Source organism: Desulfotignum balticum DSM 7044 (assembly GCF_000421285.1).
GTDB classification, from domain to species: Bacteria; Desulfobacterota; Desulfobacteria; order Desulfobacterales; family Desulfobacteraceae; genus Desulfotignum; species Desulfotignum balticum.
This window is the reverse complement of record NZ_ATWO01000001.1, coordinates 1405426-1432421: the sequence shown is the minus strand read 5'-3', so window position 1 is coordinate 1432421 and position 26996 is coordinate 1405426. Positions and strand designations below refer to the sequence as shown.

At 52.9% G+C, this 26996-nt stretch carries 27 protein-coding genes and 1 pseudogene; 16 read left to right on the top strand and 12 right to left on the bottom strand.

Going from position 1 to position 26996, the window contains the following annotated elements; all coding sequences use genetic code 11:
• Positions 1 to 79: 79 nt before the first annotated feature.
• The 4 genes from K365_RS0107245 to K365_RS0107230 are packed head-to-tail and all read left to right on the top strand — an operon-like array spanning position 80 to position 4278.
• Positions 80 to 1270 carry a DegT/DnrJ/EryC1/StrS family aminotransferase gene (locus K365_RS0107245; protein WP_024334050.1) on the top strand — a complete coding sequence of 397 codons (1191 nt, stop codon included), beginning with the start codon at positions 80 to 82 and terminating at the stop codon, positions 1268 to 1270.
• Between the two features lie 22 nt (positions 1271 to 1292).
• Positions 1293 to 2360, top strand: a complete 1068-nt coding sequence (locus tag K365_RS0107240; RefSeq protein ID WP_024334049.1) for an iron-containing alcohol dehydrogenase family protein — start codon at positions 1293 to 1295, stop codon at positions 2358 to 2360.
• Between the two features lie 14 nt (positions 2361 to 2374).
• Entirely contained in the window at positions 2375 to 3118 is a 744-nt protein-coding gene (kdsB, locus tag K365_RS0107235) for a 3-deoxy-manno-octulosonate cytidylyltransferase (protein ID WP_024334048.1), read from the top strand.
• The gene (locus K365_RS0107230; RefSeq protein WP_024334047.1) at positions 3115 to 4278 is read left to right on the top strand and encodes a glycosyltransferase family 4 protein; all 1164 of its coding nucleotides are present in this window, start codon (positions 3115 to 3117) and stop codon (positions 4276 to 4278) included. The genes kdsB and K365_RS0107230 overlap by 4 nt, the downstream gene beginning before the upstream one ends.
• A 23-nt stretch (positions 4279 to 4301) precedes the next feature.
• Here K365_RS0107230 and K365_RS26395 read toward each other — a convergent pair whose 3' ends face one another.
• From K365_RS26395 to lptF, 10 genes and pseudogenes are all read right to left on the bottom strand, one after another.
• A complete protein-coding gene (locus tag K365_RS26395; protein ID WP_024334046.1) occupies positions 4302 to 5156 on the bottom strand; it encodes a class I SAM-dependent methyltransferase in 855 nt (284 codons plus the stop codon).
• A 3-nt stretch (positions 5157 to 5159) separates the two neighbouring features.
• Positions 5160 to 5951, bottom strand: coding sequence for a glycosyltransferase family 2 protein (locus K365_RS0107220; RefSeq protein WP_024334045.1), 792 nt, complete (start codon positions 5949 to 5951; stop codon positions 5160 to 5162).
• A gap of 3 nt (positions 5952 to 5954) precedes the next feature.
• Complete coding sequence (locus K365_RS0107215) at positions 5955 to 6794, bottom strand: glycosyltransferase family 2 protein (protein ID WP_024334044.1); 840 nt, start codon at positions 6792 to 6794, stop codon at positions 5955 to 5957.
• Entirely contained in the window at positions 6791 to 7687 is an 897-nt protein-coding gene (locus tag K365_RS0107210) for a glycosyltransferase family 9 protein (protein ID WP_245569143.1), read from the bottom strand. The genes K365_RS0107215 and K365_RS0107210 overlap by 4 nt, the downstream gene beginning before the upstream one ends.
• 151 nt (positions 7688 to 7838) lie before the next feature.
• Positions 7839 to 8885: a lipopolysaccharide heptosyltransferase II gene (waaF, locus tag K365_RS0107205; protein ID WP_024334042.1), complete on the bottom strand. Its 1047-nt coding sequence runs from the start codon at positions 8883 to 8885 to the stop codon at positions 7839 to 7841.
• A gap of 20 nt (positions 8886 to 8905) precedes the next feature.
• A complete protein-coding gene (locus tag K365_RS0107200) occupies positions 8906 to 9811 on the bottom strand; it encodes a lysophospholipid acyltransferase family protein (RefSeq protein WP_024334041.1) in 906 nt (301 codons plus the stop codon).
• Positions 9812 to 9825: 14 nt separating this feature from the next.
• Entirely contained in the window at positions 9826 to 10965 is a 1140-nt protein-coding gene (gene lpxK, locus K365_RS0107195) for a tetraacyldisaccharide 4'-kinase (protein WP_024334040.1), read from the bottom strand.
• 661 nt (positions 10966 to 11626) lie between these two features.
• Positions 11627 to 12166 (bottom strand): annotated as a pseudogene (locus K365_RS29575) (3-deoxy-D-manno-octulosonic acid transferase); the annotation flags it as partial.
• Between the two features lie 108 nt (positions 12167 to 12274).
• Complete coding sequence (gene lptG / locus K365_RS0107185) at positions 12275 to 13351, bottom strand: LPS export ABC transporter permease LptG (RefSeq protein WP_006965867.1); 1077 nt, start codon at positions 13349 to 13351, stop codon at positions 12275 to 12277.
• The gene (lptF, locus tag K365_RS0107180) at positions 13335 to 14537 is read right to left on the bottom strand and encodes an LPS export ABC transporter permease LptF (RefSeq protein ID WP_006965868.1); all 1203 of its coding nucleotides are present in this window, start codon (positions 14535 to 14537) and stop codon (positions 13335 to 13337) included. The genes lptG and lptF overlap by 17 nt, the downstream gene beginning before the upstream one ends.
• A 92-nt stretch (positions 14538 to 14629) precedes the next feature.
• Here lptF and K365_RS0107175 point away from each other — a divergent pair, with 92 nt between their 5' ends.
• On the top strand, positions 14630 to 15283 hold the full coding sequence (locus K365_RS0107175) for a thiamine diphosphokinase (RefSeq protein WP_024334038.1): 654 nt from the start codon (positions 14630 to 14632) through the stop codon (positions 15281 to 15283).
• Between the two features lie 62 nt (positions 15284 to 15345).
• Here K365_RS0107175 and K365_RS29620 read toward each other — a convergent pair whose 3' ends face one another.
• Positions 15346 to 15537, bottom strand: coding sequence for a hypothetical protein (locus tag K365_RS29620; protein WP_006965870.1), 192 nt, complete (start codon positions 15535 to 15537; stop codon positions 15346 to 15348).
• Between the two features lie 289 nt (positions 15538 to 15826).
• On the opposite strand from K365_RS29620, the gene K365_RS0107160 reads away from it, so the two are divergent.
• Genes K365_RS0107160 through K365_RS0107150 form a run of 3 tightly spaced genes read left to right on the top strand, consistent with a single transcriptional unit; the run spans position 15827 to position 18694 of the window.
• On the top strand, positions 15827 to 16891 hold the full coding sequence (locus K365_RS0107160; protein WP_024334037.1) for a hypothetical protein: 1065 nt from the start codon (positions 15827 to 15829) through the stop codon (positions 16889 to 16891).
• Positions 16888 to 17904, top strand: a complete 1017-nt coding sequence (gene galE / locus K365_RS0107155; RefSeq protein ID WP_024334036.1) for a UDP-glucose 4-epimerase GalE — start codon at positions 16888 to 16890, stop codon at positions 17902 to 17904. The genes K365_RS0107160 and galE overlap by 4 nt, the downstream gene beginning before the upstream one ends.
• Positions 17885 to 18694: an ATP-grasp domain-containing protein gene (locus tag K365_RS0107150; protein WP_029724995.1), complete on the top strand. Its 810-nt coding sequence runs from the start codon at positions 17885 to 17887 to the stop codon at positions 18692 to 18694. The genes galE and K365_RS0107150 overlap by 20 nt, the downstream gene beginning before the upstream one ends.
• Before the next feature lie 10 nt (positions 18695 to 18704).
• On the opposite strand, the gene K365_RS0107145 is transcribed toward K365_RS0107150, so the two are convergent.
• The gene (locus K365_RS0107145; protein WP_024334034.1) at positions 18705 to 19244 is read right to left on the bottom strand and encodes a hypothetical protein; all 540 of its coding nucleotides are present in this window, start codon (positions 19242 to 19244) and stop codon (positions 18705 to 18707) included.
• Positions 19245 to 19381: 137 nt separating this feature from the next.
• Here K365_RS0107145 and K365_RS0107140 point away from each other — a divergent pair, with 137 nt between their 5' ends.
• The 8 genes from K365_RS0107140 to K365_RS0107105 all read left to right on the top strand — a co-directional run bounded on the left by K365_RS0107140 (position 19382) and on the right by K365_RS0107105 (position 26995).
• Complete coding sequence (locus tag K365_RS0107140) at positions 19382 to 20329, top strand: biotin--[acetyl-CoA-carboxylase] ligase (RefSeq protein ID WP_024334033.1); 948 nt, start codon at positions 19382 to 19384, stop codon at positions 20327 to 20329.
• A gap of 13 nt (positions 20330 to 20342) precedes the next feature.
• Positions 20343 to 20873: a biotin transporter BioY gene (locus tag K365_RS0107135; protein WP_006965877.1), complete on the top strand. Its 531-nt coding sequence runs from the start codon at positions 20343 to 20345 to the stop codon at positions 20871 to 20873.
• Positions 20874 to 20879: 6 nt separating this feature from the next.
• A complete protein-coding gene (locus K365_RS0107130; RefSeq protein WP_024334032.1) occupies positions 20880 to 21635 on the top strand; it encodes an energy-coupling factor ABC transporter ATP-binding protein in 756 nt (251 codons plus the stop codon).
• Positions 21623 to 22408, top strand: a complete 786-nt coding sequence (locus K365_RS0107125; RefSeq protein ID WP_024334031.1) for an energy-coupling factor transporter transmembrane component T family protein — start codon at positions 21623 to 21625, stop codon at positions 22406 to 22408. The genes K365_RS0107130 and K365_RS0107125 overlap by 13 nt, the downstream gene beginning before the upstream one ends.
• A gap of 125 nt (positions 22409 to 22533) precedes the next feature.
• Positions 22534 to 23109: a hypothetical protein gene (locus K365_RS0107120; protein ID WP_006965880.1), complete on the top strand. Its 576-nt coding sequence runs from the start codon at positions 22534 to 22536 to the stop codon at positions 23107 to 23109.
• Positions 23110 to 23123: 14 nt separating this feature from the next.
• A complete protein-coding gene (locus K365_RS0107115) occupies positions 23124 to 24068 on the top strand; it encodes an ABC transporter ATP-binding protein (RefSeq protein ID WP_024334030.1) in 945 nt (314 codons plus the stop codon).
• Positions 24069 to 24070: 2 nt separating this feature from the next.
• A complete protein-coding gene (locus K365_RS0107110; protein ID WP_006965882.1) occupies positions 24071 to 24775 on the top strand; it encodes an ABC transporter permease subunit in 705 nt (234 codons plus the stop codon).
• 9 nt (positions 24776 to 24784) lie between these two features.
• On the top strand, positions 24785 to 26995 hold the full coding sequence (locus K365_RS0107105; protein ID WP_024334029.1) for a Gldg family protein: 2211 nt from the start codon (positions 24785 to 24787) through the stop codon (positions 26993 to 26995).
• Position 26996: the final 1 nt, after the last annotated feature.

The following is a 26996-nucleotide window of genomic DNA, read 5'->3' as shown; positions in this document are numbered from 1 at the left end:
ACTTGGGCCAGGGATGTGATAGATATGCTTTATTTGATTATTTCAGTCAGATGTCTAAATGACATGATAGGAGTCTGCCATGCCCGGATTTGAACTGTTCGGTGACAAAGAAAGAAAAGAAGTGACCGATGTGCTGTCCACCGGCGTTCTGATGCGTTACGGGTTTGATGGGGCCAGAAACGGCCACTACAAAGCCCTGAAATTTGAAAAAACATTGTGTGATATCACCGGATCGGCCCACAGCCACCTGTGTTCCAGCGGCACGGCGGCCCTGTCCACGGCCATGGCTGCCTGCGGCATCGGGGCAAAAGATGAGGTGATTGTGCCGCCCTTCACGTTTGTGGCCACATTTGAAGCTGTGCTTCAGGCCGGGGCCGTGCCGGTGTTCGGAGAAATCGATGACACCCTGTGCCTGAACCCGGACCGGCTGGATGCGGTTCTGACCCCGAAAACCAAGGCGGTGGTCCCGGTCCATATGTGCGGTGCCATGGCCCGCATCGATGAAATCAAAAAATTCTGCGACCGCAACGGTCTGATCCTGCTGGAGGATGCCTGCCAGTCCCTGGGTGCCACATTTCAGGGAAAACACCTGGGCTGTTTCGGCAAAGCCGGATGTTTTTCCTTTGATGCGGTCAAAACCGTGACCTGCGGGGAAGGCGGGGCCGTGATCACGGATGATCAAACTGTTTATGACATCTGCCACCAGTATGCGGATCACGGCCATGATCATCTGGGCGGACCGGACCGGGGCGCGGATGATCATCCTATTTTAGGGACCAACTACCGCATCTCGGAACTCAATGCCGCCGTAGGTCTGGCCCAGCTCAGAAAACTGGATCAGATTTTAACGATTCAGCGGAGAAACAAACAGATCCTCAAGCATGCCATGAAGAATCTGCCCGGGATTACGTTCCGGCATCTGCCGGATCCGTCCGGGGATTCTGCCACATTTTTAAGTTTTATGCTGCCCACAGAAGATAAAGCACGCCGGGCCGCTGAAAATCTGGCAGCCAACAACGTTCCCTGCCCTTACTGGTATGACAACAACTGGCATTATTTCAAAAAATGGCACCATCTGAAACAGATGGCCGGCGCAGCGCCCATGCCTGCTCAATTATGCGGCAACCTGCCTGATTACACCCAGGTCAATTTGCCGGAATCCGATGCTGTCATGAAACGTACCCTGTCCATGCAGATCATGCTGTCCTGGACAGACCCGGACCTGGAAAAACGCGTGGCCGCCATTGAAAAAGCATTAACAAATATCTGACACAAACAATATAAGGAAACAAATGTTTAGAAATTTTAAACTGGTGCCCCGGGTGATCTTCGGCCGGGGCTGTTTCAGCCAGCTCGATGAAATCCTGTCGCCCCAGCGCACCACCCTGAAAGACTGGGTGGTGTTTGTCACCGACGATGTATTTACCGGGACCGCTCTGGCTTCGCGCATCCCTTTGCATGACAACGATCTGCTTCTGTATATCAATGTGGATGACGAACCCAAAACCCAGTATGTGGACCAGCTCACCCAACAGGTAAAAACAGCCCGGCCCACCCTGCCCTGTGCGGTGGTGGGCATGGGCGGTGGCGCCACCATGGACCTGGCCAAGGCCATTTCTTTGATGCTCACCAATCCGGGATCCGCCACCGAATACCAGGGATGGGATTTGATCAAACATCCGGCCGTGTACCATGCGGCCGTGCCGACCCTGTCGGGCACCGGGGCCGAAGTGTCCCGCACCACCGTGCTCACCGGGCCTGAAAAAAAACTGGGGTTGAACTCTGATTACACGGTGTTTGACCAGGTGGTCCTGGACCCGGAACTTACGGCCGGGGTCCCCAAAGACCAGTATTTTTACACCGGCATGGACTGTTATATCCACTGCATCGAATCCCTGGCCGGCACCTATCTGAACGAATTCTCCAAAGCCTATGGGGAAAAATCCCTGGATCTGTGCCGTCAGGTGTTTCTGGAAAATCATCCGGATGCGGCGGACAAACTGATGATGGCTTCGTTTTTCGGGGGCATGAGCATTGCCTATTCCCAGGTGGGGGCCTGCCATGCCCTGTCTTACGGGCTTTCCTTTCTTCTGGGAATTCACCACGGGGTGGGATGCTGCATCGCATTCGACGCTTTGGAGGAATACTATCCCGACGGGGTGAAAGAATTCCGTGTCATGATGGAAAAAACCGGGGTGGATATCCCCAGGCAGGTCACAAAAGACCTGGATGACGCACAGATGAACACCATGATCGATGTGGCTTTAGGCCTGGCCCCGCTGTGGGAAAACTGTCTGGGAAAAGACTGGCAGACGATCATGACCAGAGACAAGGCACGGTCTCTGTTTTTAAAAATGTAAGGGATTAAACCCCAATGCCCATTGCCATCATCCCTTCCCGATACGGCTCCAGCCGGCTTCAGGGAAAACCCCTTGTCCCCATTGCCGGCCGGCCCATGATCCAGCGGGTATATGAACAGGCCCAAAAATCTGTTGCGGTGACCGATGTCTGGGTGGCCACGGATGACCTTCGCATTGTTGCGGCGGTAGAAGCGTTCGGCGGCAATGCCGTCATGACATCGGACACCTGCCGGTCCGGTACCGACCGGGTGGCGGAGACCGCCAACATCCTCAAACTGGGTCCGGATGACATTATCATCAATATCCAGGGGGACCAGCCCGTGTTCGACCCCCGGTCCTTAGATGACCTGATCTCCCCGTTTGACAAGGACCCGGACGTGGCAATGTCCACGCTGGCCTTTAAAATCCAAAACCCCAGAGAGATCACCGATCCCAAGGATGTCAAGGTCATCTTTGACGCCACGGGAAATGCCTTGTATTTTTCCCGGGCCCAGATCCCGTTTCCCAGAGATGCGGGCACAGAAACCGATTACTACAAGCACTTAGGATTTTACGCCTATAAAAAATCGTTTCTGGACCGGTTTGTCACCCTGCCCACGGGCCGGTGCGAAGCCGTGGAAAAACTGGAGCAGCTGCGGGCTTTGGAACACGGCTATTCCATTAAGGTGGCGGTAACCCGGTTTGATTCACCTGAGATCGATCTGCCCGAGGATATTGTCCGGGTGGAACACCTGCTGACAGGAATATCCAACGCATGAATTCCCATTATAAAATCATTCACACCACCTGCCATACCCAGTGGGGCGGGCTGGAAAAACGAATTTTCAACGAATCGGTGTGGATGCGGGAAAACGGCCAGCAGGTGCTGATTGCAGCGCCGAAAAACACGCCGCTGTATCTTCAATCCAAACAACACGGGTTTAAAACCTATGGGGTTGATTTCAAAAAATTACAAATGGTTACCGATTACAAATTTCTCAGACATGTGTTTGCCATTGAACAGCCCGACATTGTCAATACCCATGGAAACGAAGATTCCCGCATTGCGCTTCTGGCCGCTTTCCGGGAGAAGATCGGGTGCCGGATACTGTCACGGCATATCAGCGCACATATCAGAAAATCCTGGTACAACCGGTTGATTTATAAAAAATATGCCAATTATATCTTTACCACGGCCGATTACACCACCCGCTATTTGAAAACGGTTTTCAAATTGACGGACAAACAGATATTTTCCATGCCCAGCGGCATTATTCCCCCCCAAAGCCTTGTGCTTCAAGATGACGCAAGAAATCGGCTGATCCACGACTTGGGACTTGGCACAGATACCCGGTTTATCGGATTTGTGGGCCGGGTGTCAGAAGCCAAAGGCATTGTCACCCTTTTCAACGCGTTTGAAAAACTTGCCGACACCCTCCCTTTGCATCATCTGGTGCTCGTAGGAGACAGTACTGAGCCTTATTTTCAATACCTGAAAAAAATGGCCCGGGACATGGCATTGGAGAAAAGAATCCATATACTGGGGCCTAAAAAAGATGTCTGGCCCTTTTACCGGGCTTTTGACTGTAAAGTGCTGGCTTCGAAAGATAAAAACGGCAGCCCGTTTGAAGGGGTTCCCCAGGCCCTTCTGGAAGCCATGTACTGTACCTGTCCGGTCATCGGATCCTGCAGCGGCGGAATACCGGATATCATACAGCATGGCAAAACCGGCCTGCTTTTCAGTAATGATGATGCCAATGCCCTGTCCCAAATGATTTTACAGACCTTGAGTGACAAAGATGCCACGCAGCAACGGGTAAAAACCGCCAGAGAGCGGGTTGAAAAACATCATACCATTGATGCCATGGGCAAAAAAATCCTTAGGATTTACGCGCTTCATCATCAAAGGGCAGACAATGACGGCGCTTTGATGAAATAACCGGATGCAATCCCATCAAGAGGTTATGATTTTTGCAGGTAGACTTCCATTTCCTGACCGCTTTCAGTGAGCTTGGCCGGCAAATTGAGCAGTTCTGAAATAATTTTCATTCCCCGGTACCGCATGGCGGACACGTGAGTGTTTTCACACAGCGTGACACTGTGGGTTTTGAATCGAACAACATCAAAACCGGTTTTTGCTGCCAGCGCGGTCATGGAATGTCTGCAAAAAAAACTGATATGCCCCCCATGTCGCCGGATATCAAAATAATGCCATTTCCCCTTGATGGCCTGCACGGTCCAGGACCGGGTATTGGCCGTCCGGATCACCAGAATCCCCCCTTTTTTTAACACCCGGTTGCATTGCGTTAACAAGACAATCGGATTTTTCACATGCTCAATCACCTCAAACAGGGTAATGACATCATAGGCGGCTTCCGGAAAACTCATCTCTTCCAGAAATCCGTGAAACACGTTCAACCCTGCCTGCTGTGCGGCAATGGCAGCATTTTTTGCCGGTTCAACCCCCTCACAGGTCATTCCCAGACGTTCGGCTGTAAAAATGAACGCACCATTGGAACAGCCCACATCCAGCAGTTTAAGGCGCGTCAGGTCTTTTTTTGTCACCTGACGGATATTTCTAAGGGTTTTTTTGGTACTGTGTTCCAGACTGGCCACATCTTCCGGGGAAGGCCAGGTGCCTTCGGCCCGGTCGAATTCAGCCATGGATTCATGGTATTCAGCTTCAGTGATTTGACTGAACAGGTGGTTGCAGGCCGTGCATCTGAGAAGACATCCCTGTGTCAAAACAATATCTGTCTGTTCCAGAGGCGCGTCACACCCCATGGGGCAAAGATTCATATACTTGTCTGATTTCATACGTTAATTTTCCGGCAGATCGGTATCCAGAAAGGATGCCAGGTTCTTTGACTGTAAATGACATTTTGCATATTTGTAAAACGTTCCTTCAAAATTACCTAAAGCGATGATAACACCGGGCCAGCCGTCCAGAAACCCCAGTTTCAACACATAAAGAGAAAATGCGGCCCATACCCCGTGAAGCAGGGCGCTGGCCATGCCGGGTTTTTTGCCTGCTGCATACATTTTCTGGGCGCCCAGCGTCGAATACCGGTTGGCCTTGTGGATGATCTCTTCCAGATTTTTAAACGGAATCTGATGAATAAATGATTTCAAGGTGCCGCAGGGCTGTTGGCTGATCACTTCATACCGCTCGTGCACGGCATCGTTTTCAAACCGAAGCGCTCCTTTTCTGAATACCTGGGGCTGGCGGAAATCCGGATAAAATCCCCCATGCCGGATCCATTTTCCCATAAAATAGTTGCGCCGGGGCACATAATAGGCATCTTTGCTTTCCGGGTCATGGATGATCCGGGAAATTTCCTCTCTGGCCGCCTTGGTGCAGCGTTCATCCGCATCCAGGCTGAAAATCCAGTCATGGGTGCAGGCGGAAATGGCCTGATTTCTCAAATCGCCGAATCCTTTGAACGGAATCTGGACCACCCGGGCCCCGAGGTCCTGGGCAATGGCTGCGGTGCGATCCGTGCTGAAGGAGTCCGCCACAATGATTTCATCCGCCCAGGCCACACTTTGGACCGCATCCAGGATTTTGTCTTGTTCATTAAAAGCGATAATATAAACCGATAGTTTTGCCATACATCATCCTGCTGTATCAGATGAATTTAAATCATACAATGATCCATGTGCTTTCAGGCGGTTCAGCCCGTTTCTGCATACATGGGAATCCGCAGCCATGGCTTTTTTAAGCAGACGATCATTGTCCGAAAGCCGGTTTCGAAGATTTTCCCGGTGCCACAGATGATAACACACGGCCCGGAAAGGGTGATCTTTGCGAACCAGGCCGTGTTTGAACAACCGGACGGCAAATTCGGAATCCTCCCGGCCCCATCCCTCAAAATCATGGTTGAATCCGTTCACTGCAACCACATCAGTTTTAAAAACTCCCATATTACAACTTCGGATGCCTGACAACCCATGGCTTTTTTTCAGACCCGGAAAAAACGGAATTCGAAAAATATGGTGGGCATTGCCCAGGTGCCCTGCCAGAGCCCAAAAAAGCAGACGGCCAAAAGAAAGACAATCGGTTATGTCAAACGTCGGAGATGTGCTTTCATCCACCAATACCCGTTTCCCCTGAAAAAAACACCCAGGCTCCGATAAGGCCAGGTGATCAGCCAGGAAATGGGGACCGGGGATACAATCGCCATCCAGAAACACCAGATAATCTCCTGACGCGGCGGCAACGGCTTTGTTCCTTGCCCGGGCGGCCCGGAACCCCAGATCTTTTTGCCAGACATGAAAAACAGCCGGGCCGGGCCGATGTTTGAAACCGGTCAGCATCACCCGGGTGTCAGGGCCGGAGCCATCATCCGCCACCAGGATCTCATCCGGGAGCCGGGTCTGGGCATACAGGCCTTGCAGCACTTTTTTCAACGCATCCGGCCGGTTATAGGTGGTGACGATCACAGACAGTTTCATGGTGCTTTTGTTTTCCGATAAATGGCATCATACACCTGATCCACAGACAGGTCTTTCATGCACCTGAAATCATACCGGGTGCAGGGATATTTTGCATAACAGGGGGCACAGGGCAGATCCAGCTGAATCACCGTGTGAATATCTCCATAAGGCCCGGTGCGTACCGGGTTGGCCGGACCGAAAACGGCAAACACCGGAATGTTCAGGGCGGCGGCCAGGTGCATGGGACCGGTGTCGTTGCATACAAAAAACGCGGCCCGGCTGATAACAGGGATCAGCTCTTTGAGACCGGTTTTCCCGGCAATGGAAATGGCATTTCCCTTGGCATGGGCCACCACAGTATCGGCAATACCGGCTTCACCCCCCGAAGCGATCACCACACTGGGCAAAGACAGGCGGGATGCCAGTTCCCCGAATTTTTCTGCCGGCCACTGGTTGGCCGGTTTACCGGCAGATGGGGCTATGACCACATACTTTTTGGGCAGGGTTTGCAAAATGTCCGGGGCGGGATCATACGGTGCCAGGGGATATTCAATGGTATTGATCTCACACCCCATGTACCGGGCGATCTCAAGATACCGGTCAATGGCGTGAATTTTCATGCTGCCGTGAATCCTGTGGGTATAAAAAAACGGACTGCCTTCATCAGATTCCGCAAATCCCAGCCGGACCGGGGCTTTGGAAAACCAGGTGATCACACCGGACCGGAACAGCCCGGACAGGTCAATGGCCACATCATATCCCACACAGCCCAGCTGCTTTTTCAAAGACAGAATTTCTTTGACCGTGTCTTCCAGGCGGGACCATTGTTTCCATTGGTCTTTTTTTATCACCCACAGGGTGTGGATCAGGGGATGGCCTTCCAGAAAGGTGTGCAGGCCGTGTGACACCACCCAGTCCACCCGGGCGTGGGGAAACCGTTTTTTTACCGCATCAAGGAAAGGCAGTGAATGAATGATGTCTCCAAATGCACTGGGCTTGATGATCAGAATTTTTTGAATGGATGAAAACAGTTTCTTTCTCCTTGAAATTCAGGATCCACGCTTATGAATCCAGAATCCGGCAACAGGTGTCAAACACCATGTCCACCGTGATCCGGTCCATGCAGGCATGATCCGTGGGGCAGTCATCTTTCAGGCAGGGCGCGCAGAGCACCGGTACCCGGATGATGGTGCTGGCCGGGCTGTCCGGGGAGGTGGCCTTGGGATCGGTGGAACCGATAATCGCCACCTGGGAAATATTCAAGGCGGCGGCCGCGTGCATGAGTCCTGAATCATTGGTGACAAACAAATCACACTGGTGTATCAGGGCAAACGCCTGACCCAGGGTGGTTTCACCGGCCAGGTTCACGCAGCATCCCGGTGCCATGGCACGGATCTGTTCGCCCAGGGCCCGGTCTTTGGGCCCCCCAAAAATCAGAATCCGCGTGTCATAGGTTTTGGCCAGTCGTCTGCACAAGGCGGCATATCGATCCGGAAACCAGCGTTTGGCGGTTCCGCCGGTGGCCCCGGGGTTGATGCCCAGAACCCGGTCCGACCCATTTTTTTTCAGATTAACTAGCCGGTGATCCGCGTCATCCCGATCAGCGGAAGACAGATACAGGTCCATGTCCCGGCCGTGGGTTGCCAGTCCGGCACCGGTGAGAATCCCCAGATAATAATCGATGAGATGTGTTTTTTTCAGTGCCGGATCCAGCGGAATCGCCGGCTTGAGCAGCCAGGTTCTGGCATCGGTATTGTATCCCACCCGCACCGGAACCCGGGCCAGAAACACCAGCAGGGCCGCCTCAAAGGCATTCTGCATGAGAATCGCCAGATCAAATTGCCGCTGCCGGATATCTGATGCCAGACGCAGGGTTCCCGCCCCCATTTTGTGGCGGTTTGCTGCATCATATACCATCACGTCATCCACATATGGGTTGTTCTCATAAACAGGAATCACCCAGGGTTTGGCCAGCACTGTGATATGTGCATCCATAAAATTTTTGCGCACCGCCCGGATCACCGGAGTGGTCATAATGGCATCCCCCACCCAGTTGGCGGCCCGGATCAGAATTCTGCGGCAGATTTGATTGGATATATTTTTCTTCATTGTTTTTCAGATCAAAGGGGTTACCGGGGTTCCTGTTTAGGCCACAGGCACCAGGGTTTGGTTTTCCACCGGTTGTGCACCCAGAAATACTGGTCCGGACACTGGCGGACCATGGTTTCCACGGCCGTAGTGAATTGCTGGGTATTGGTTTCAATATCCGTGATGGGATCTCCTGTGACTGTCACAGGTACTTCCGGCAGAAACTGGATGATAAACTGTCTGCCATGGCGGATGGTGTACAGGGGCACCACAGGCGCATCGGTTTTCATGGCCAGTTTGGCCAGACCGCTGTTGGTGCAGGCAGGTCGACCGAAAAACCGGACAAACACCCCTTTGTACCAGTCCACATTCTGATCGATCAGGGTCCCCACCACCCCGCCGGATGCCAGGATATCCTCCAGTTTGCCGGCGGCCCCCCGCATGGGGACCATGGTCACCCCGAACCGTTGTCTCAACCGGCGGATCAAGTGTTCAAGGGGCTCAAAATCCAGTTTGCGGTAGATGGCATACCCTTTTAATCCAGTGCCTTCAATGGCCGGAATCAGCATCTCAAAATTGCCCATGTGGCAGGTGATCACCAGAACACCTTTGCCTTTGGCATGGGCCGCTGTCACATGCCTCAGCCCTTTGACCGTGAAATGAGACAAAAACCGGGATTTGGAGAGCCGGGCCGACCAGGCCACTTCAAACAGCATGGATGCAATGTTGACAAACACCTGCCGGGCGGTTTGCTCGATTTTTTCTTCTGACCATTCACGGCCGAATGCCCAGGTCAGGTTGTCTATGGTGATGTTGCGATGGCGTTTGTCGATTCGAAACCAGAGCCGCCCCAGAACCCGGGCAAAAAAATCCGCCACCGGGATGGGAATGATTCCCATAAAAAAAATCATCCGCTTCAACAGCCGGTATATCTGTTCATCTTTCATGATTCATTGATGTCTCACGTTTGAATCCGGGTTTCAACCAGACGGCAAAACCCGGATTCATTTTCAAGTGTCAGGGTGATCCCGATGACGGCCAGATCCAGAGGCCAATCAATATCTTTGTCCAGCCTGGCCCGGTCTTTCTGGGTGGTCACCAGCATGGCTGCATTCAAAGCCTTTGCCCGGTGCCGGATCTGTAAAATGTCAGCCCTCTTATACCGGTAATGATCCTCAAATTCAAGGTGATCCAGGATATTTGCACCGAACCCCTGGATGGTGCGGAAAAAGGCCCGGTTGTCGGCAATACCGGAAAACAGAACTGCGGGCACGCCCTGAAGACTGTCTGACAACAAAGGTGTTTCTGATTTTTTTTGCGTGGCAAGATGTGATTGGCTGTTTCGGGAACCGGCCGGATACACACCCGCCAGAAACGGGTGGTGCCGGCTGTAAAACACGGGCAGATCCGGAGCAAGCGCTGAAACAGGGTGGGACATGACTTCAGGTGTTTCCGGACACCGGGTCAGAATCACGGCATCGGCCCTGGCCAGAGCCGGGGCTGCGGGTTCCCTGAGGCGGCCGGCCGGCAGCATCCGTCCGTTTCCCAATGGCACATCATGATCCATCAGGACCAGATCCAGGTCGCGCTGCAGCTGCCTGTGCTGAAACCCGTCGTCCAGAACCACCACATCCACATCCAATTGGTCCAGGGCCAGGCATCCGGCCCGGTACCTGTCTTTTCCCACCACCACGGGAAATCGTTTCAGGCAGGCCATCATATAGGGTTCATCTCCGGCCGCACACGCATCCAGAAACATTCGGGTGCCGTCGCTCACAATGGCAGCCGAATGTTTCAGACGGCCTTTGTATCCCCGGCTGATCACCACGGGTTTTTTGCCCGATTCAATCAACATTTTTGCCAGATACACAGCCATGGGTGTTTTCCCCGTCCCTCCGGCCATGATATTGCCCACGGAAATCACAGGACAGGGCAGGCGTTTCCGGGAAATTCGATCGGATTGGTACCAGCGGTTTCGAAGAACCGCACCCGTCTGATACCCGTAAGACACCGCTTTGAGGAGGGTGTCAAAGGACAGAAAAGGAGCGGGATCCTGACGTTTGGATGCAAGAATGATTTTTTTTTCCAGGGACTTAAACATATTTTCCCCCGGTCTTCAGTGGTGACAGTATCGCCAAGGTCCGGTCCACTGCACCGGCGTTTTCTTCCAGCACGCTGAATGCCCGATGTCCCATTTGCGCGGCATCATCCGGACACGTCATCAGATCAGCCAGGTTGCGGGCCAGGGCGTTTGCATCATCCACCTGACAGGCACCCGCCCGGGCCAGCAGCAGATCTGCCACTTCGGCAAAATCTTCCATGTGCGGACCGAACAATATCGGTTTTTTGAACATGGCCGGTTCCAGCGGATTATGGCCTCCGCACGGCACTAAAGACCCGCCGATAAAGGCGGCATCACACACGGCATAAGCCTTTGCCAGCACGCCCAAACAGTCCAGAAGCATCACCGGTGCATCTTTGGGGTTGTCTCGGGTGGTGGAAAGCAATATCGATTCCCCTCCTTTTTTGGCGATATCCCGGGCCACCTGTTTACACCGGCCCGGATCCCTGGGCGCAACCAACAGTTTCAGGTCCGGCACCTGTCGGCGCACCTGCTGAAAAGCTTCCCACACCATGGATTCTTCTTTGGGATGGGTGGATCCGGCCACCCACAATGGTTGGGTGTCATCCATGTGAAACCAGCTTTTTAGCTCGTTTTTCTCTGTATCGGTCAGGGTTTTCAGCGGATAATCAAATTTGATGTTCCCGGCCAGGGTCAACCGGGACATGGGAACCCCCAGGGCATTGAACCGTTCCAGATCACGGCGGGTCTGCACCGCCACATGGGTCAGTCTGGAAAAAAAAAGCGGCCCGGCCGGTCCCAGCCGGCGGTACCCGTGAAAGGACCGGCGTGACAGCCTGGCATTCACCAGAACCACAGGAATTTGTTTCCGATCCATGGCATGAAGAAATCCCGGCCACAGGTCAGTTTCCACCAGACAGACCCATGCCGGATCAATCTTTTTTTGGACCCTTGCAACGGCCCAGGGCAGATCAAAGGGAAAATACGCAAGTTGGGAAACCAGGGGAGAATCTGCCCGGCAGAACAGGGTGCGGGCCGTGTCATAACCGGTCCGGGTGGATGCCGTAAAAACGATCGGGGTCTGTGGAAAATGATCATGGACCGCCATAACCAGCGGCAGGGCGGATTTGACTTCCCCCACGGAAAGGGCGTGAATCCAGACCGGTTTCCGGGGACCGGACTGTTTTTTTATGCCGGTACAAAGCCCCAGGCGCTGCATCAGATTGGCCCGCCTTTTTTTCGACACCAGCCACACAATCGGCAAAAAAGGCAGCACCAGTATGAATCCCGTGATAACCAGGATGTGATAACACCAGATCATAACCGTTTATTCCGTGTTGATCAGAAAAATGATGCCGCCGCACAAAAACAGCGCATTGGCTACCCAGGGCGCCACCATTGCGGGGAGCACCCCGGCATATCCCATGGACAGGCAGATGCCGTACACCACCCAGTAAAAAAAAGAGATGGCCACCCCCAGTCCGATGGCGCCGGGCAGATTCACCCGGGCAAAAGACCGCATACCTGCGGCCGCACCGGTCAAAGCCATGATGACGCAGATAAAGGGGAATGCGATTTTCCCGTGCATGTCCACTTCATACGTGGTGGCGTCATACCCTTCATCCCGGACTTTTTCCACATAGGATTTCAGTTCGAAAAATCCCATTTCATCGGATTTTTTCACCCATTGCCCCAGATCTTCAGGCACCAGGCCCAGATCCGACAGTCTCATGTCCGACAGGGTCACATCATAATCGTGGGTGTCCGGATTATAGGTCTGTTCCACCACATCCTCCAGAAGCCACTGCCCCAGCTCATATCTGCCGAAACGCGCATCGATGCGGGAAATCAGAGAAAAATCTTCCCCCAGAGTCGTGGCGCAGACACCGGCCACGGTTTTCTGGACCGGGTCAAAAAAACGGATGTGCACCAGCCGGTTGTCGGTTTTGATCCAGATATTGTTCTGGTTCTGGGTCATCTGATTTTGCTTCCGGATCTCATACTGACGGATATCATTGGATTTTGCCATGGACAACGGCACCAGGGATTCGCCTAAAACAAACATTATCCCGGCCATAATCAGGCTGATACCCACTGCCGGTCTGACCAGAAAATACACGGAGATGCCTGAAGATTTCACTGCGGTCAGCTCATTGTTCCGGTTCATCAGCCCGAACACGGTGATGGTAGCCAGAAGCACGGCGGCCGGAGTCAGTTGAACAAACATGAACGGCAGCTTGAGAACCACATACCAGAACGCATACACCAGTGAAATACTGGATTCCAGAAATTTGTCCATGCGGGACAGATAATCGATGATCACAAACAGCACCAGAATCAGGGCCTGAATCACCCCGAAAAAGGTCAGAAATTCTTTGAGCCAGTATCTATGCAGACAGGTCATGGCGTGTCAGTTTCGTGTAAATTTGTTTAATCCAAACCCCGGCCCGGGATATCTGTGCCGGCATCTTTACCGGATTTTCATCGGCATTTCGCTTGAGCAGATATATTGCCGCTCCGCCCATGATCAGGTTGGGAAGCCACATGCCCAGAACCGGGGGAAAACGACCGGTTTCTCCGGCAGACCATCCTGCGGCCAGAAAAATATAATAAACCAGCAGAAAAAACACCCCGAACCCCAGGCCGGACGAGCGTCCCGCAACCAGAGACTGAACCCCCAAAGGAAACGCCAGCAATCCCAGAAACAGGCAGGCAAACGGCACGGAAAATTTTTCATGCAGCACCATTCTGGCCTCGCTCATTCTGGTTTTGTCTCCTGCCTGGGACCGGATAAACGTCACCAGTTCCCGGATATCGTACTCGTCCAGATCCTTTTGAACGGCGGTGCCGTTTTTCTGCTGCATTTCAGCCAGGTCGATATTGATATCATAATGTCCGAACCGGATGTTGGACACGGTTTTTTCCTTGATGTCCACCTGATTGATCATCCCGTTGAACAGCCGGATGGTATACACATCCTTGTCCGGTGAATGAATCAACCGTCCTTCCGGGGCAATGGAAATCCGGGTCATGCCCTTCACCGACCGGTCCTCAATAAACACGTCTGTCAGGTCTTTTGTTTTCATGTCTACGTGTGACACATAGATCATGATGCCTTCAAGCCGGGAGTTGAACTGCCGTTCTTCTATGGCCAGATCCATGCTGGACCGGGCCATATCCAGGGTTTTTTCCTTGATGGACAGCTTGCCCCAGGGAACGGCGAACACGGTGACAAAAAGGGTCAGCCCGGTCCCCAGCAGACAGAAGAGCAGCACCGGCGGCAGCAGCCGGTATAAAGACAGACCCGCCCCTTTCATGGCGGTCATTTCATTTTCTCCGGACATGCGGATAAATGTCAGCAGCACCGCCACCATCACGGACATGGGAATGGTGAATTCCATAAATCTGGGCAAGGTGAACACAATCATCATGATCACAGCCAGCATGTCTGCATTGTAATTGACCACCAGGTTCATGATTTCCGGAATCCGGGTCATCAGAAACACAAAAGTCAGAAAACACAGACTGATCCCGAAAGGCGGGAAAAATTCCCGGAAAATATACCGATGTATGGTGGTGGGCGCACGCATAAGAAAGGAAATTATAAGTTTGGACTCCCGGTGTCAAGGCATGATGCAAATACCGGTTTTCAAACCCGGCATTTCATGGTATGAACACCTTCATGAACTGCATTGTCATCGCCGGGGGCCGCCTGGATCCGGCCCGGACCCGAACCTGGCACCGGCACATCCACCGTCTTCTGAAAACCGCGGATCTGATTATTGCTGCGGACAGCGGCGCCGGACATCTGAAAAAAAACGGAGTCCTGCCCCATGTGATCGTCGGGGATCTGGACTCCATTGACCCGGACACACTGAACTTTTTCAAAAAAAACAAGGTCCCGGTCCAACCTTATCCCCGCCGGAAAAACAGAACCGATATGGAATTGTGCCTGGATTATGCCAAAAACCGGGGTGCCACCCATATCACCATGCTGGCTGCCACCGGTACCCGGCTGGATCATACACTGGCCAATGTACTGCTGCTGGTTCCCCTGGCAGATGCCGGTATCTGTGTCAGAATCATGGATGCGCACAATGAGATCTGCCTGGTGAAAGACCGATTGGAACTGTCCGGAAATCCCGGGGATCTGGTGTCGCTCATCCCTTTGACCGCCACGGTCACCGGGGTCACCCTCACGGGCCTGTCCTATCCGCTCCGGGATCAGACATTGAGAATAGGCACCACCCTGGGCATCAGCAATTTTTTTTCAGAATCCGCGGCACAGATTTCCATCAAGTCCGGCACGCTTCTGGTGATCCGGTCCATGGATTGAATAAAAAAAGGTGCGCTTTTTACAGCACACCTTTTTTTACAATTTATCAATACAATATATGATCAGCCGCAGGATCCGCCGCATCCGCCACAATCCGGTGCGCCGAGATCCATATTGGAATCCAGATGAAATCCCATTCCCGTGAAATCGATTTTAATCTGTTCCGCTTTTTGCATGAATTCTTTGTCCACAACAAATTTGTGACCTTTTACTTCAAAACTGTCATCTGAATTTTTAGGCTCATCCAGAGCCATGGCCAGGGAGGGTCCCCCTCAGCCGCCGGAATTCAGAAAAATACGAATCGGGGTCGGTTCCTTCCCCTGAAAGTAGTTGTCGATCTGCTCCTTTGCAGGATCTGTCAATTCAATCATTGGTAAACTCTCCTTATGGTTTATTGAATTCAGGATGTGCCCGCCTGAATGACCCATAGTTTAATCACCGTCCCATGGCCTGTCAATGTCAGGCGGCCTTTTTTTATCCTCCGGTCATCAAAGTGGTATTCACGCGTTGCCATATTTGAAAAATTCTATATAACATATATTTATGAAATTGTCCGTTCCTTTTATTGTGGATGCCCCCTATATCGATTTTCTGGTTAAAAACAAATCGGTACTGTCATCTGTGTATTTTGCGTTGCCAGACGGTCCGGCACTCGATGCCCGAATTCAGTTCGGATCTTTGGACTTGCCTTTTTTAAAAAAGCATCTGCCCCGCCTGGGTAAAATCAAAACCTATTGTCTTTTCAACACCCGCTTTATCACCCCGGAACGGTATTTTGACACCCGGTTTCTGAACCGGATACTGGACCGGCTCCAGGCCCTGGATTCGATTGGCAGCCTCAGCGGCATCGTGTTCTCGGATATGTATCTGCTCACGGCCCTGTCAAAAACCGGGCACAAACAGGTGAAATCCCTGGAAGCCGTGCCCGGAATCAACATGATGCTGGACAATGCCCCCAAAGCATTTTCCATGCTGGCAGCCATCCGGGAAACCCGGTTTAAACTGCCTGGAAAACTGGTGCTGGACCGATCTTTGAACCGGGATTTCAACGGCTTGGGAAAAATGGTGTCCGCCATCCGGCAGGCCTTTCCGGATGTGGGCATTGAACTGATGGCCAATGAAGGGTGCCTGAGCCACTGCCCGTTCAAACTCACCCATGATGCCCAGGTGTCTTTGTCCAATACCAGACTGGTCCCGGAGATGACCCACCGGATCAGTCAGAGGCATGGGTGTCATGATTTTTTTCATCATCACCCACATTTTTTTTTCAGCAGCCCGTTCATCCGGCCCGAAGATCTGACCGCGTATGCCCGGCTTGCCGACACCGTCAAAATCAGCGGCCGAACTCTGGGATCACGCTTTTTAATTCAGGCCGTCAATGCATATATCCACCAATCATTTGACGGCAACCTGCTGGAATTGATGGATGCCACCCGGTTTTTAGCCGATGCTTATCACGTGGACAACAAACAGCTGGGACCTGATTTTTTAAACACCCTTGCCGGGTGCAATCACTTGTGTGTAAACTGCACCCGATGCCGGGACCTGTTCAACCGAACCGCCCGGCAACAGACACGGATACTCAAACCCTACAAGGACAGACCATGAAAATACTGGTGACCGGTGGTGCCGGCTATATCGGCAGCCACACCTGCGTGGCCCTTCTCGAACAGAACATGGATGTGGCGGTGGTGGACAATCTGTGCAACAGCACCCAAGCCTCCTTAACCCGGGTGGAGCAGATCACCGGCAAATCCGTGGATTTCTTTAACAGGGATCTGCTGGACAAAGACGCGCTCAGCCGGGTCTTTGAACGGTCCCGGCCCGATGCGGTGATTCATTTTGCCGGGCTCAAAGCCGTGGGGGAATCCATTACCCTGCCGTTGACCTATTTTAACAACAATATCACCGGCACCTTGAACCTGTTGTCGGTCATGGCTGACTCAGATGTCAAAAAAATTATTTTCTCCTCATCGGCCACCGTATATGGAGATCCCGACACCCTGCCCATCACGGAAACGTTTCCGTTGTCTGTCACCAACCCCTACGGCCGGACCAAATTAATGATCGAACAGATTCTTGAGGATCTGTTCATATCTGATCCTGCATGGCATATTGCCCGGCTCCGGTATTTCAATCCGGTGGGGGCCCATCCCAGCGGCCTGATCGGAGAAGACCCCCGGGGAATTCCCAACAATCTGGTGCCTTATATCGCCCGGGTGGCCATTGGTTCCCTGGACCGGGTCCGGGTGTTCGGCAATGATTACCCGACCCCGGACGGCACCGGGGTCCGGGATTATATTCATGTGTGTGATCTGGCGGAAGGCCATGTCAAAACCCTGCCCAGACTGCTGGCCGCCCCCGGTGTTCTCACCTACAACCTAGGCACGGGAAAAGGATATTCTGTACTGGAAATGATCCAGGGATTTGAACGGGCCTGCGGCCGCCCCATCCCCTATGACACAGATCCCCGGCGGCCCGGGGATATTGCAGCCTGCTGGGCCGACCCCGGCAAAGCCGAAAACGAACTGGGGTGGAAGGCCACTCGAACCTTAGACGATATGTGTGCAGACGCCTGGCACTGGCAGCAGAAAAATCCCCATGGCTATGACCGATCCTAGCCTTTGTCCGGCCAATTCAGGCCTAGTGGCCATCGGGGCCCGGCTCAGGCACTGTTCCCGGATCACGACACTGGGATTCCGGCCCAATTTTAGTGACTATCCCCTTAAACAACAGCAGCAGCTGATCTCGGCCCGGCGCATCCTTTACCCCACCGCGTTTTATGCAAGTCTGTTCAATGCCATGGGCAAACCCACGTTTCCCAGTGTTCACACCTACACTTTTGCCATGGACAAAATCCGGCAGACCGCCATGTTTCAGATGCTGGGCGTTCCGCATCCCAAAACCCGGGTATATTACGGTCCCCGCCAGAAACAGACCATCCTGTCAGAATTTTCTTTTCCATTCATTGCCAAAATCCCCCGGGGCTCGGCCCGGGGCCAGGGGGTTTTTCTCATTACAAATCCAAAAGATCTGTCCACGTACCTGAACCGGAAAGGCCCGGCCTATATCCAGGAATACCTGGCTTTAGACCGGGACATGCGGATCATCATCATCGGCCGGGACGTGGTGCTGGCCTACTGGCGGGTCGCCCCGGCAGATACCTTCAAAACCAATATCTCCCAGGGAGGCCACATCTGTTTTGATCCGGTGCCGGCCGCTGCCCTGGATCTGGCGCTTTCAACCGCTGACAAATGCGGGTGGGACGATGTGGGCATCGATATTGTGGAATCCCAGGGCCGGTTTCTGGTGCTGGAAGGCAATATGAAATACGGGACCAAAGGATTTAAAACCGTGGGAATCGATTACAAGCAGATGCTGTGCGACAAAATTCTCAACAATGAGGTCTGACCGGGACCGGCTACAGCAACCCGGCGTCTTTTTCATCTTTTTCCCATTCCGACAGATACGCCTGAACAGCGGCATACCTGGCATTTTCCCGGGGCCTTAACCACACATATCCCATGGCCTCCAGATGATTTTCCAGCAGACTGAAAAATGCGGCCGCCACCTGGTGCCCATCATCTCCAGGCACGGGGACCGCATTCATCCGGTTTTCCACCGCCCGGGTCAGGTGCCCTTCAGGGACAAAAAAATCACACACCACATGATTCCATTCTTCGGGAAAATCCTGGATTTTCCATGCAATCAGATGGTCCGGCCGCAGAATCCGGGTATTTTTCACATTGAAATCCGACCGGACAATCTTTGTTTTTCCCGGGGCAAATCCCATCAATGCTTCGAGCACATCCCGGGCCGTATGCCCGAAAATCCACTCTTCAGGCCCCAGCAGCACCGGGGGGAATTCTGCACTGGTCAACGCGAATTCAAACGGACCGGTCTGTTTCCAGAACCGCCTGAAATCGGAGGCATGGGGCAACACCTGTCTGACGACCTTCATATCTGTATTTCCTTTTCACTCATTTTTCTTTTATAAACCACATGGGCGGTCCGGTTCAAGTAAAACCGAAAAACCGAACCCGGCGGATCAATTTTCTTGACCGGATGTGATTTTTCTGTTAACCATTCTTTCCTGTTATGGTTAACGAAATACAGCATATCCGCCAGATCATCCTGGAAAAATTATACCGGGCAAAGGGCCGCACCATTTCCGGGGTCAGACTCAGTGAACTGACCGGCATCTCCCGGGTGGCCATATGGAAACATATCCATGCTTTGAAACAAGACGGGTTTCTGATCGAATCCAGCCCTAAAGGGTATTTTCTGACAGACCCGGACAACCTGCTGCTGCCGGTCTGCTTTGACCCGCCTTTATCCGAACGGATCCATTATTTTCCCCGGGTGACCACCACCATGGACACGGCAAGAGAACTGGCCCGGCAGGGTGTGCCCCATGCCAGCTGTGTGGTGGCGGAACATCAGATAAAAGCCCGGGGCCGGCTCAACCGCAAATGGGAATCAGACCCGGGCGGGCTGTGGATCACCCTGATTTTGACTCCGGACACCCCGCCGGCCCTGGCCTATCTGTACAATTTTGCCGCATCCCTGAGTCTGTCTTTGACTTTGGAAACCTTGTTCAAACTGGATGTGCGGGTCAAATGGCCCAATGACCTTCTGCTGGAGGGAAAAAAACTGGCAGGGCTATTGTCTGAGATCGAAACCCGGGCGGATATGATCCGGTTTCTGCTGGTGGGTATTGGTATCAATGTCAACAACGACCCCTCTTCCAGTGCATTTGAGTCCATCTCCATTGGCCAGGCCCTGGGCCGACCCGTATCCAGAAAAAAAATTCTGGCGCAATTTCTCCAGTGTTTCTTTGACCGGATCCAGGATTTGAATGCCCGAAACATCATGGGGGCATGGAAGCAGCGCACCAGTACCATCGGCACCCGGGTCCGGGTGGAAACCCGGAATCAGACCATCCAAGGCCTGGCCCAAGATGTGGATGACGCGGGCACCCTGTGGGTGAAAGATTCAAAAGGACAAAATCATCCCATTATTTACGGGGACTGTTTTCATACCTGAAAGGAAATATACGATGACTCAGACAGACAGTTTGCGGCCCATGGTTCATGCGGCATTGTTTGTGGCTTTGATATGTGTGGGTGCGTTTATCGCCATTCCCATTGGACCGGTTCCCATAGTGCTGCAGAACATGTTTGTTCTGCTGGCCGGCCTGATTCTGGGACCGGCCTGGGGAACCGCCTGCGTTGCCGTGTATCTGCTGATCGGCCTGGCCGGTTTGCCGGTATTTGCCGGCGGCACGTCAGGAATCGGAAAAATATTCGGCCCCACAGGCGGATATCTGCTGGGATACCTGCCTGCGGTCCTGGTGACCGGGGCGATATCCAGGTTTCTGGGCCAAACACCGTTCCGGGATATCCTGGCCATGATCGGAGGTTCCATCATGCTCTACGGGGTCGGGGTCCCATGGTTGAAGCTGGCGTTTTCCCTGTCCTGGGGCCAGGCCCTGGCGCTGGGCCTGATTCCGTTTCTTTTGGGGGATGCCGTGAAAATCGCGGGCGCTGTGGTCATGGCCCGAAAAATCCGGCCCCTGCTCAAGGAATAATTTATCATGCCCCGGCCCATTCTGGAAATCGATCATTTAACCCATGCATTTTTCAACGGTACTGGGATTCATGATATCTGCGCCCGGATCTTTCCCGGAGAATTTATTCTTGTGGCCGGACCCAACGGATCCGGAAAAACCACACTGATAAGGCATCTCAATGCCCTGGTCCGGCCGACATCCGGTGAAATCCGGCTCCATGGCCGATGCGTGACCGAAAATCTGATTGTCACCCGGAAAACCATCGGCATGGTATTCCAGGATGCAGACACCCAGATTGTTGCAGACACGGTCCAAGACGAGGTGGCATTCGGCCTGGAAAACCTGAATACACCCCGGGCCCGGATTCTTGAAAAAGTCGATCAGACCCTGGCATACATGAATCTGATTTATTTAAAAGACCGGAACCCTTCCACCCTGTCCGGCGGTGAGAAACGACGGCTGGCCATCGCCGGCATCCTGGTCATGGATCCGGAAATTATCGTGCTGGATGAACCCTTTGCCAACCTGGATTATCCCGCTTCCCGGGATCTGGTGGAGATCATCTGCCGGTTGAACCGGGAAGGACAAACCATTATCATGGCGACCCACGAAGTGGAAGAGGTGATCACTTACGCGTCCCGAATGCTCATCATGGACGGTCAGGGCCGTCTGGTCAAAGATGGGCCGCCCAGAGAACTGCTGGGAAATCTGGAGTACTTCGGCATCAGAGAGCCCTGTTTTTCCCGAATGGGATATTCGGCCCCGCCATGGCAGACCTGACCCTGTTTTCTTTTCAGGCCGGCACCACGGTCCTGCATCACCTGGATGTCCGGGCCAAGACCGTTCTGGTGTGCATGCTGAGCATGGCGCTGTTCACCGCCGGGTTCAGCGCATGCCTGGTCTGCTTTCTGGTGGTGTATCCATTGATGTGTGCCATCGGCATGCCCATGGACCGCTTAATCGTCCGATTAAAGGGATTTATTCTGCTTCTGGCCCTTATGGCGGCCACCCGGGCGGTCACGGTACCGGGAGAACCGATTTTATCTGCTTCAGGGATTGAGATCACCCGGCAGGGCCTGGCCCAGGGATCTTTGGTAGGGGTGCGGTTTTTTCTGGTCATGGTGATCGGCCTGCTCTTTGCCGCCACCACCCGGCCGGCTGCGTTGAAAAGCGCGGCCCAATGGTTTTTGGCACCTGTTCCGTTTGTGCCGGAAAAGCGGGCGGCCATCATGATCAGTCTGTGCCTCAAATTTTTTCCCCTGATCCTTTCCCGGGCCGGACAAACAGCAGACGCGGTGAATGCACGGTGCAGCAGTTTCAGAAAAAACCCGGTCCGGCAAATCCGGTTTCTGACCCTGCCCCTGCTCAAAAAAACCGTTATCAGTGCCGATCATTTGTGTCTGGCCATGGATGCCCGGTGTTACACGGAACACCGCACGGATCCCGCATTTGAATCCAGCGGCAGAGAACGGCTCTTTCTGGGGGCCGGCACCGGGCTCTGCACAGCGATGGTAATTCTTTCCCGGGAATCCTTCTGGATGATATTTTGGTAATCTGCCACATTTGTGGTTGATCCGCGTTTCAATTTGTTGTACAGTTTTCGATCACGATAATTCATCATTACTTTTATGAATGACCTGATAAAATAATACAGGCGTTGTAAAAGGAGGTATCCATCATGACATCCCCCAGGGACCCTGTTTCAGGCCCTTCCGTGCTGGATTTGCGGGGAAGGCAGTCTGTCCGGGCGACATTTAAACTGTCCCAGAAAGCCATCGATGCCATCGGGCTGGTGGCGGTTCACATGGGCATCAAGCAGAAATCCCTGTTTGACCACATCATTGAAGATATGGATGCCATGGAAAAACTGGCCCGGTCCATCCGTTTGCCCCAGTTTGAAAAAATCCACCGGCGGCAGAAAACCTATGTCATGAGCCGCCGGACCATCGATGCCTTGAGCACGGTGTCAAGGGCCCATGACATGCCAAGGGATGCGCTGGTGGAATATGCGGTGCAGAAACTGGAATCTGTGATACAAAGCGAAAAACTGCGCCATGAAGAACGCAAAAAAATGGCGGTTGAAGTGATGGCCCACTTTGAAAAAGGAGAACAGCTGTACCGGTCGGTCACCCGGAATCTGGGAAAGGACGATCCGTTCTCCCGCCATCTGGGCAAAGCGGTTCAGGCGGCCAGAAAAACAGCGGAAGAACTTCAGACATTTCTGAATAAAAGCCGGGTACTGGAAGATTTTTAACCAAGGAGGTTGCATTGATAGAGATTCAAGATCTGACCAAATACTATAATGATTTCTGCGCGGTGGATCATATCAGCCTGTCGGTTCGACCCGGAGAGATTCTGGGCCTGCTCGGGCCCAACGGCGCAGGAAAGACCACCACGCTGCGAATGCTCACCGGATATTTCAAACCCACATCCGGACAGATCTCGGTCAAGGATCTTCACATGCCTGAGCATACCCTGAAAATCAAATCATTGGTGGGGTATCTGCCGGAATCAGCGCCGTTGTACCATAACATGCTGGTGTATGATTATCTGACCTATGTGGCCCGGCTCAAAGGGTTGAAGGACCCGGACCGCCAACTGGAACGGCTTCACACCCTGGCCGATCTGTGCGGCTTGTCCGGCATCATGCACAAACCCATCGTTACCCTGTCCAAAGGGCTTAAACAACGGGTGGGGCTGGCCCATGCCATGATGACGGACCCGGAAATCCTGATACTGGATGAACCCACCTCCGGCCTGGATCCCAATCAGATCGCCGAGATCCGGAGCATCATCCGGCAGATCGGCAAGAAAAAAACCGTTATTTTTTCCACCCATATCCTCAGTGAAGCAGAAGCCACCTGCGACCGCATTGTGATCATCAACAACGGCAAGGTCGTGGCCGACGACACCACCACCCGGCTCAAACAGGGCGCGCTTCAGAACAATCTGATCCGTCTGGCCCTGAAAGGACCGGATTTAAAAACCGCGTGTCAGTTTCTGGCGGACATGAATTTGAATCTGTCTGTCAGCGCCCTGACCCCGGACATGGATGACCAGGTGCGCGTTGAAATCCAGGGGCCGCCGGACCGGAATGTCCGGTCCGACATCTACCTGAAAATCAAGGAAACCGACTGGATCATCATGGAACTGACCAAAGAAACCCAGGCACTTGAACATATATTCCAAAAACTGACCCGGGAGAATACCTGATCATGTCACAAATCAAAATCATTGCATTAAAAGAGTTTAAAGATTATTTCATATCCCCCATCGCCTATATTGTGATCGCTTTGTTTCTGATTGTGGTAGGCTGGTTTTTCTTTTCCACTTTTTTCATCTACAGCCGGGCTGATCTGCGGGATTTTTTCGCGCTGCTGCCCATGGTGTTCTCGTTTTTTGTTCCCGCGCTGACCATGCGGTTGTTTGCGGAAGAAAAAAACGTGGGATCCTATGAAACCCTGTTGACCATGCCGGTGTCTTTTGTCCACATCGCTTTGGGAAAATTTTTTGCCGCCACCCTGTTTACCTGTGCCATGCTGGTGCCCACCCTGTCCTACCCCATATTCATTTCTTTGATCGGGGACCTGGACTGGGGACCGGTGGCCGGCGGATATATCGGGGCCGTTTTCCTGGCCGGGGCATACTGTGCCATGGGATTGTTTGCTTCCGCTCTGACCCGCAATCAGATCATCGCGTTTATCATCGGATGCGCCCTGTGCTTTACATTGACCATCATCAACCGGATGCTGTTTTTCATGCCGTCGGAAATTGTAACGGTGATTGAATATTTCGGGGCCAACACCCATTTTGCCAATTTTTCCAAAGGTATCCTGGATACCCGGGACATTCTGTATTTTATCAGCCTGATATCCATTTTTCTCTTTTCCACCCATCTTGTGATGCAGGAAAAAAATTAAGGAGGCTTCATGGGATTTTTCAAAGAACATTATATTAAGTTTGTTTTATATATGGCCGTGATTGTGCTGGTGAACATCGTCGGGCTGACTCTTTTTTTCAGGGCTGATTTGACGGCCAGCAAAATTTTTTCATTGTCCGATGCCAGTCAAAAAGCCGTGGCCACCTTGTCTGAACCGTTGAGCATCAAGGTGTTTTTCTCCAACAACCTGCCGGCACCCCATAACAACACCCAAAGGTATCTCAAAGACCTGCTGGATGAATACGCAGCCCGGGCCGGCCGTCTGTTCAACTATCAGTTCTACAATGTCTCTTCCGCAGAAGGGGATTTGAGCGCAAACGCTGTGGAAAACCGGGAACTGGCCCAAAGCTACGGCATTTCCCCCATCCAGATCCGGATGATGGAAAACGATGAACTCAAATTCACAAACGCTTACATGGGTCTGGTGCTCATCCATGGGGATCTCATTGAAAAAATCAATGCAGTGACTTCCGCGGACGGTCTGGAATACCAGCTGACCACTGCCATCCAGAAACTCAACAACAAAGTCTCTGCCCTGCTGCGCTTAAACGACAAGATCCAGGCCACCCTGTACTTATCCTCTTCATTGAATGATATTGCCCCGCTGATCGGACTGGACAACCTGCCCGGCCTGGAAGAGACCGTGAAAAAAACCATTGACGGCATCAATGCCAAGAGTCTGGATCTCCTGTCATTTGATCGTCAGGACATCACCGACAAACAAGCCCTGAACGATATCGGCAAAAAATATGATCTTCTGGCGTTGTCCTGGCCCGACATTCAGGACCAGAATATTCCGGCCGGCCAGGGAGCTGCCGGTCTGGTGCTGACATATCAGGACCAGGCTGCCAGCCTGCCGCTCATCACAGCCGTGGATCTGCCCATTATCGGCACCACCTATCAGATGGCGGACCCGGACACACTGGAACAGGATATCATGGGCATTATCGAAAAAATGATCGGTATCAACCAGGATATCGGATTTCTGGCGGATCACGGCACACCGGCTTTGGTTCCGGACCGCAGGACCATGATGCAGGGGGGATCAGGGGGCGACATGCAGGTGTTCAACGATCTGTTGTCCCACCGGTACAATATCAGACAGATCGCGCTCAAAGATCAGACCATACCCGACGGTCTCAACTGCCTGATCATTACCAAACCCACGGAACCGTTTTCCGATTACGAGCTGTTCCAGATCGACCAGGCCCTGATGAAAGGCACCAACATCGCTTTTTTCGGAGACGCATTCAATGAAATCGCTCCCCGGGGCGGCATGGGCATGCCCCAGTACTTTCCCATCGACACGGGACTTGAAAAGCTGCTGGCCCACTACGGCATCGCCATGACACCCGCATTTGTGATGGACAAAACCGCGTATAAACATCAGCCCAGAGAGGGTGGGGAACAGATCATCTATTTTGCGCCCATGCTCAAGGAAGATACCATCAACAATACGCCGGCGTTCATGCGCAATATCAAAGGCATCATTGCCATGCAGGCCTCTCCGTTGTCTCTTGTATCAGACAATCTGACATCCGCCGGTGTGACAGCCACCCGGCTGCTGAGCACCTCAAAAGAATCCTGGCTCATGAAAGATGAGATCAACCTGAATCCCATGTTCATCTCTCCGCCGGAATCTTCTGAAGAGATGGACAGTTATGATCTGGCCTATCTGCTGGAAGGCACTTTCACCAGCTATTTCAAAGACAAGCCTGTTCCTGAAAAACCCATGGGAGAAGAGGACATATCTGAATCCGACACCCCGGCAGACGCAGGTGAAACAACAGATCCGGCAGCCACGGATGCGGTTGAATCCGACACAGCGGCACCAGAGGGCGATACCCCGGAAGTGGTGGCACAAAACCGGATTCTGGAAACCTCCCGGCCGGCCAAAATCTTTGTGCTCGGGTGTTCCCAGATGCTGATGGACAACATGCTGGACCCGGAAGGCCGCACCACCAATGCCACATTCATTTTGAACACCATCGACCATTTGAACGGCAAGGATGAGATTGCGGCCATGCGAAGCAAGCAGCAGATGCTCAATCCTTTGGCCGACACCACTGCTTTTGTCCGGACAATGATCAAGGCCTTGAACATTGCCGGACTGCCCGTGCTGGTGTTTGTTTTCGGAATCGGTGTCTGGGGAACCGGAAAAATCCGCCGGAAAAAAATTGCCAAACAGTTCAACGCATAAA